Source organism: Halalkalirubrum salinum, from assembly GCF_005543295.1.
GTDB lineage: Archaea > Halobacteriota > Halobacteria > Halobacteriales > Haloferacaceae > Halalkalirubrum > Halalkalirubrum salinum.
In genome coordinates this window covers 1-6,363 of sequence record NZ_SRSG01000049.1, presented here as the reverse complement: position 1 = coordinate 6,363, position 6,363 = coordinate 1, and the positions used below count along the sequence as shown (strand labels likewise).

Here is a 6,363-nt window from a genome sequence, read left to right as displayed (position 1 = left end):
CGCTATAGTTCGGTCAAGTTCTTCTACAGCCAGTACCCCTCAGTAAAATTTCACAAATAGGGTCTCCAGATTCACACTTCGCTTGGAAGTACGCTCAGCATCGTGGTTCTCGATCGACCACTCGCGGTTCATTGCCCGGGCGTAGTTGCCGTACTCGAATTCTGCAAGCCCAGGTGCCGCACCGTACTGCACCTCAAGGGTGGTCTCTCCGGTCGCTTCTGCGCCCTCGATTGAGCCCAGACCGAACGTGCCGATCGGACTTTGCACCCCAAGATCGGGATCAACGGAGCGGTTTATTGTCCATGCGACGTCCTCAGCAGTGAGCTGGTCGCCATTGTGGAACACAACATCGTCTCGAAGCTGCAATTCGGTCGCGCCGTCTCCGAGGATCTCTGTCTCCTCGACGACACGCGGGAAGATTCCCTCACCGGGTTCGAAATCGAACAACGGCTCGTAGATGTGATCAAGAACGTTGAAGTAGTCTCCGGTGATGTGATCGAGCGGATCAATCGTATCGGGGAACTGCGAAAGCGTAAGCGTGATCTCGTCGAGATCATCGGTCCCGCCGTTTCCGTTACCACCGTTGCCGTTCCCACCATTGCCGTTACCACCGTTGCCGTTCCCGCCATCCCCGGCGCAGCCGGCGATCGCAATCATTCCAGCCGTCGTTGCCGTGCTGCCAGTGTATTTGAGGAGGCGCCGTCTGCTGAATCTGCTTGAGCGTCTATCGCGCATACCACGAATCACGGAGGTGTATTATATATATCTACTGATTGATTCGACAATATTGCAGTCATATACCGCAATCGTCAATGAGTTCTTCGAATATTGGGGAGTTTTTTGTAATCTATGTAAGAATAGTTGAAATTGAGTGTCGAATTTATTCTGCTTGCGCGTCGACAACGGCCACGCCGGCGAGGTTGACAATGTCTTTGACCTCGTCGCCGCGCTGGAGGACGTGGACCGGCTTGTTCATCCCGACGAGCATCGGCCCGATCGCTTCTGCGCCACCGAGGCGCTGTAACAGCTTGTAGCCGATGTTACCGGACTCAAGATTCGGGAAGACAAGCACGTTCGCGGGCTCGGAGAGCTCCGAGAAGTCGTAGGTTCCGGTCAAGATCTCCTCGACAACGGCGGTGTCGGCCTGCATTTCTCCGTCGACGGGGAAGTCAACAGTTGGGTCGTCGTGGAGCATCGCAACCGCATCCCGGGGCTTTGCGGTCCCGGCGTTCAGGACGCTGCCGAAGTTCGAGTACGACAGCATCGCCGCCCGCGGTTCAACGTTGAAGCGGCGGGCCAGATCGGCGGTGTGTTTTGTGATCTCCGCAAGCATCTCCGCATCGGGATTTTGATTGACCGTCGCGTCCGCACAGAAGATCACGCGGTTGTCGATCGTCAACATGTACACGCCAGCGGCGTAGTTCGCGTCTTCGGCGGTGCCGATGACCTGCAGTGGCGGACGCAGCGCCGACGGGTAGTGGTGGGTCAACCCCGTCAGCATGGCATCGGCGTCGCCGACTTCGACCATGACGCTGCCGAGGTAGTTCGTGTCGTTTTCGACCAGTTCGGCCGACTCGCTGCGGGTGATCCCCTTTCGTTTTCTGATCTCGTAGAGCCGATCGGCGTAGTGGGTGAGGTCAACCCGATCGGGATCGACAATTTCGGGCTCGAATGAGAGCCCCAGATTCCTTGCGGTCGCGTCAATTTCCTCGGCATCGCCCAAGAGGATTGGATCGGCGATCGCTTGCTCTTGGAGCTGGTAGGCCGCACGAATCATCTTCTCGTCGGTCCCCTCTGCGAGGGCGATCCGTTTTGGATCGCTCTTTGCTTTGTTCAACACGACGCGCATCAACTCGCGAGACTTCCCGAGGCGGGCCTCAAGACGCTCTGCGTACGCCTCACGGTCGATATCCTTGCGGGCGACACCGCTGTCGCAGGCTGCCTCCGCGACCGCAGGGGCGACCTCGAACAGCACCCGCGGATCGAGCGGCTTCGGGATCACGTAGTCGGGGCCGTACTGCAACGGCTGATCGCCGTAGGCTTTGACCACCGCATCGGGAACGTCCTTGCGCGCCAGTTTAGCGAGCGCCTCGGCGGCAGCACGTTTCATTTCCTCGTTGATGTCGCGGGCTCGCACATCGAGTGCGCCCCGGAAGATGAACGGGAATCCGAGGACGTTGTTGACCATGTTCGGGTAGTCCGATCGGCCGGTCGCCATGATCACGTCGTCCTCGCGGGCGGCTTTCGCGTCCTCGTAGGTGATCTCAGGATCAGGGTTCGCCATCGCAAAGATGATCGGATTGTCGTTCATTGAGCGGACCATCTCCTGGGAGACGATGCCACCAACCGACAGCCCAACGAACACGTCCGCGCCAGCCATCGCGTCTGCGAGGTCACCGTCGGGACAGTCCTGCGCGAACTCGCGTTTGTACTCGTTTACCTCCTCGGCCCGATCGGTCGTGATGATCCCCGAGGAGTCGCACATCGTGATATTCTCGGGCTTTGCACCGAGTGAGACATAAAATCGGGCGGTCGCGATCGCACTCGCACCGGCCCCAGAGAAGACGATTTCGAGCTCAGAGAGGTCCTTGTCGGTCAGATCGACCGCGTTGATGAGCGCCGCCCCGGAGATGATCGCGGTGCCGTGCTGGTCGTCGTGAAACACCGGAATCTCCATCTCCTCGCGGAGCCGCGATTCGATCTCGAAACACTCGGGCGCTTTGATATCTTCGAGGTTGATTCCACCGAAGGTCGGTTCCATCGCCCGAATCGAAGCGACGAGTTCGTCGACCGTCTCGAGATCTAATTCGATGTCGAAGACATCGATGTCCGCAAACCGCTTAAACAGGACGCCTTTGCCCTCCATGACGGGTTTCGACGCCTGCGCACCGATATTTCCCAGCCCGAGAACGGCAGAGCCGTTCGAAACAACCCCAACGAGGTTGCCCTTTGCGGTGTAGTTGTACGCCTGTTCCTCGTCGTCGGCGATGTCGAGACACGGCGCAGCGACCCCTGGTGAGTACGCTAGGCTCAGGTCCCGTTGGGTGTTTGTCGGTTTTGTCGTTGCAATCTCGATCTTGCCCGGCGGATCCTCGCGGTGATACTCCCGGGCGTCGTCATCCAGCCCCATAGCCCTGTGCTTCGGGGGCACCGGCAAAAAGCTATCTTATCTGTCGTTATTGTCTTTCGACGATCGACGACAGCAGATCGTACTCCGGAGCCAACGATCGCAGGACCGAAAGTTCGTACGTCGTGACATACGTCACCACGAGTATTCGGATCGGCACCACAATCGCAATGAACGCGAGCACACCCAAAAGCCCGATCGTGCCAAGCCCAGCGAGGATTGCGGTCGAGGCGATGGCGGCGTCAATGCCGCCAGCGAGCCCGAACACCACGACGAGCGCGAGTAGCCCGGCGATCGCGGCGATGACGCCGAAGAGGACGAACAGCACGATCGATTGTGCCAACCCGATCCCCAACAATAACAGAAAGTGAACGGCGATGTACACGCCGAACTGTTTCCACTCGTCTCGGAGGGCCGGTGCGATCGATCGCCAGCCTGCGAGGACGCCATCGTTCGAGCGGATCATAACGGGAACGACGAATTCGTCTGTGAACCGGAGGATAAACACGACAACAAGTCCACCAACAACAGCGTAGAGCCCGAGGACGATCGCGCCGATCGGGGCGAGCACTCCAAGCGAGCCGGGATCGATCGCGTTGTAATAGAACGCTAGCGCAACGGCGACGAACGGGAGTGCGAAGAGCCCTGAGACGAGGAGTTTGAAGCCGACGAGTCGAGTCGCCTGTCCGAGACGACGTTTTGCCGGCGCGAGCAGCGTGACATCGTTACGGTCGATCGACTCATAGAAGACGAATCGGGCAGTCTCGGAGACGATTGTCCATACGAGGCCGACGGCGAGAACGGCCGCAACGATGAGACCGATCGTCGTCGGATCCGTCGGGATCGCCGCGGAAATATCGCGCAGGGCTGCGTCGATCGCCGGCGGGGGATCGCTCCCGTCTGCGGGAGAGTTTGTGCCGACATTCCCGACATTAGTCGAAACGCCGGTCGTATTCGTGCCACCGATCGAGCCAAATAAGATGACCAATAATCCGAGCTTGAGCCACGCAACGGGGGAAAACGGGAACAGGAACCGCCGCGTTGCGGTCGCAGCGGTGTCCACGCTCTCGACTGCGTACCAGGACATGGTTGTACTGACTCAGTAGCGGATCAAATAAGTTGGTCGTCTGGTTCCGATCGAGGAACAACCATTGTGCAAGCCCCCGAGCGCGGGTTCTGATCGAAAACCAGAATTCAGAGCTGGCGGATTGCCGGCCGTTCGATCGTCGTTTCCTCGTCAATCGACGTGACCCCGATCGTTGGCCACGAGTTAGTCAGCGTTACGGGATCGATCGACTCCTCAGTCACGAGAACAGTGCCTTCGCTCTTTGTCCCCTGAATTGTCGGGTTCCACGCGTACGCCATCGGCGCGTGAACTGGTTCGGCCAGCGATGGGGTTGCGATCCATTCACGACCGTCGAAGCCGGCCGCGCCGCCTTGGTGGTGGTGTTTCCACTCGTCAGGGTAGCCAACGACATCGTAGGCGTCTTGGATTGCCCCAAAGACGTCGGCCGCGGTCCCATCGGCGGCTGCGGCCCGTTGTGTGGCCGCGAGCGCGGTCGTCTCGACGCGTGCGGCCGCTTCGTGCCGATCGGCGAGCCATTCGGGTTCGTCGAAGGCGACAGTGCGCGTGAGGCTCGTGTACAGCCCGCCACGCTCGGCGGTCACAGACACGAGCGCATAGTCGCCGAGTTCGGCAGTCGTCGGCATGTAGTGACGGTATGACTGGGCGCGGTCGGCTCCGCCAACTAATACAACGGGCGCGTTGATCCCCTGGGAGGCGAGTGCGATCCGCAGCCCCGAGGCGACCTCGTGTTCGGTATCCGCAGGTTGGAGTTCCGCACAGATCATCTCAACAGCAGTCGCGGCCTCGAGTCCGAGGTCTTCGTAAGCGGAGATATCCGCCTCGGTTAACGGCTGTCTGAGCGTCGCCCCGTCGACGCGATTGAACCCCTCCGCATCGATCGAGATATCCGCCGCCGCCGGGGTCGGCGATCGATCCACGATCGCCTCCTCGATCGAGGAACCGTACCACTGGTGGGTTTCGACCGCAAACGCTGCGGGCAACTCCTCATCCACGAGCCGGGCTGCTTCGATGTTGTTCGTGAGGACAACAAAGCCATCCTCGCGGGAGTACCCTGCGGCCGCGACTCCGATCGGGCTGTCTCGATCGACAACGTTACTCCCGCCGGTGAGCCACGCAAATCCGTTTGGCCGCGCGAACCAGATCGCGTGCCAGCCCGCTTCCAAGCAAGCTGCCTCAAGTCGATCTTGCCGTGCAGACAACCACGTGGCGGTCCCGTCCGATCTATCGTCCATATCCGCGGTGCGAACCGTACCGTTGAAACAGTCGCGATTTCGATCGCGTAACAGTTGTAGAAGCGTGTCATAGAAGCTTCGCACAGTCTGTCCAATCTTTGTCAAGACTCGTGTGCAAGATGGAACGCGCGCTGTCGTCGTAAATGGGACCCCGACCGGTATCCGACTGTCGAACTTGCGGTTCATTTTGAAGCGATCGAGGACGCCGAGCGAACGACACACCTCCGATTAGAGTATTCGGTAGACCCCGTTCGAGGCGATCGCTTCGAGGAGGAGCAGCCAGTACGAATCGTGTACACCGAGCCGAACTTTGGCGGTGTTCGCCCGTGGTTTCGGTGTCCGGGTGTGATTGACGACCATCACCGTGTCGGCCGTCGCGCTCGACGATGAGGAGGGAGCCGTCGAGATCGCGTATCTTGACAGGAACAACCCACCGGTAGATGGTGGGTGGTTTGGAGGAAAGCATGTGACTGCGGGGACCGAGACACCCAACCAATGCCTCTGACACACTGCGCTCGAGGACTTTGAGCAGACGACCCCCCTCGACCGCAGTTATTCATACGGGGAGATCGGCGAAGAGCCGTATGCTACATAGGACGGGTTATTAAATCACCCGAGGGCGTTATTACCGTGTTCGGAGAATGGTTTTAACCAGCGCCGTGGCACGGATCGTGTAACTATATTTATTCCAACATTTCGCTACCTGGGTCGAACCGCAGAAATCGACTGTGGATGTTCATATGACACGCCAGTTGTAGAGCAAGTACACCCGCCAGCGGAGAAACCCATATCACAATTCAGGTTGTATACTCTATGCAATGTCAGTCGATCACATCGGATTAGAGGAAGTGTCTGCTTGGACGTAGTGTGAAACCAAACCAAGCAGACAATCAGATCGAAGAAGAGCATCTCCTTAA

General features: G+C 59.0%; 4 protein-coding genes and 1 pseudogene. 1 reads left to right on the top strand and 4 read right to left on the bottom strand.

Annotated features, from left to right (window positions below; translation table 11 throughout):
* Positions 1-93: 93 nt before the first annotated feature.
* From E5K03_RS13835 to E5K03_RS13820, 4 genes and pseudogenes are all read right to left on the bottom strand, one after another.
* Positions 94-735 (bottom strand): annotated as a pseudogene (locus E5K03_RS13835) (ABC transporter substrate-binding protein); the annotation flags it as partial.
* Positions 736-880: 145 nt separating this feature from the next.
* The gene (locus E5K03_RS13830) at positions 881-3,130 is read right to left on the bottom strand and encodes an NADP-dependent malic enzyme (protein WP_138007389.1); all 2,250 of its coding nucleotides are present in this window, start codon (positions 3,128-3,130) and stop codon (positions 881-883) included.
* A gap of 46 nt (positions 3,131-3,176) precedes the next feature.
* Entirely contained in the window at positions 3,177-4,214 is a 1,038-nt protein-coding gene (locus E5K03_RS13825) for a DUF7544 domain-containing protein (protein WP_138007388.1), read from the bottom strand.
* 107 nt (positions 4,215-4,321) lie between these two features.
* Positions 4,322-5,446, bottom strand: a complete 1,125-nt coding sequence (locus E5K03_RS13820; protein WP_138007387.1) for a M24 family metallopeptidase — start codon at positions 5,444-5,446, stop codon at positions 4,322-4,324.
* A gap of 349 nt (positions 5,447-5,795) precedes the next feature.
* Between E5K03_RS13820 and E5K03_RS17305 the strand changes: the two genes are divergently transcribed.
* Complete coding sequence (locus E5K03_RS17305) at positions 5,796-5,951, top strand: hypothetical protein (protein WP_171006701.1); 156 nt, start codon at positions 5,796-5,798, stop codon at positions 5,949-5,951.
* The last annotated feature ends 412 nt before the right edge of the window (positions 5,952-6,363 follow it).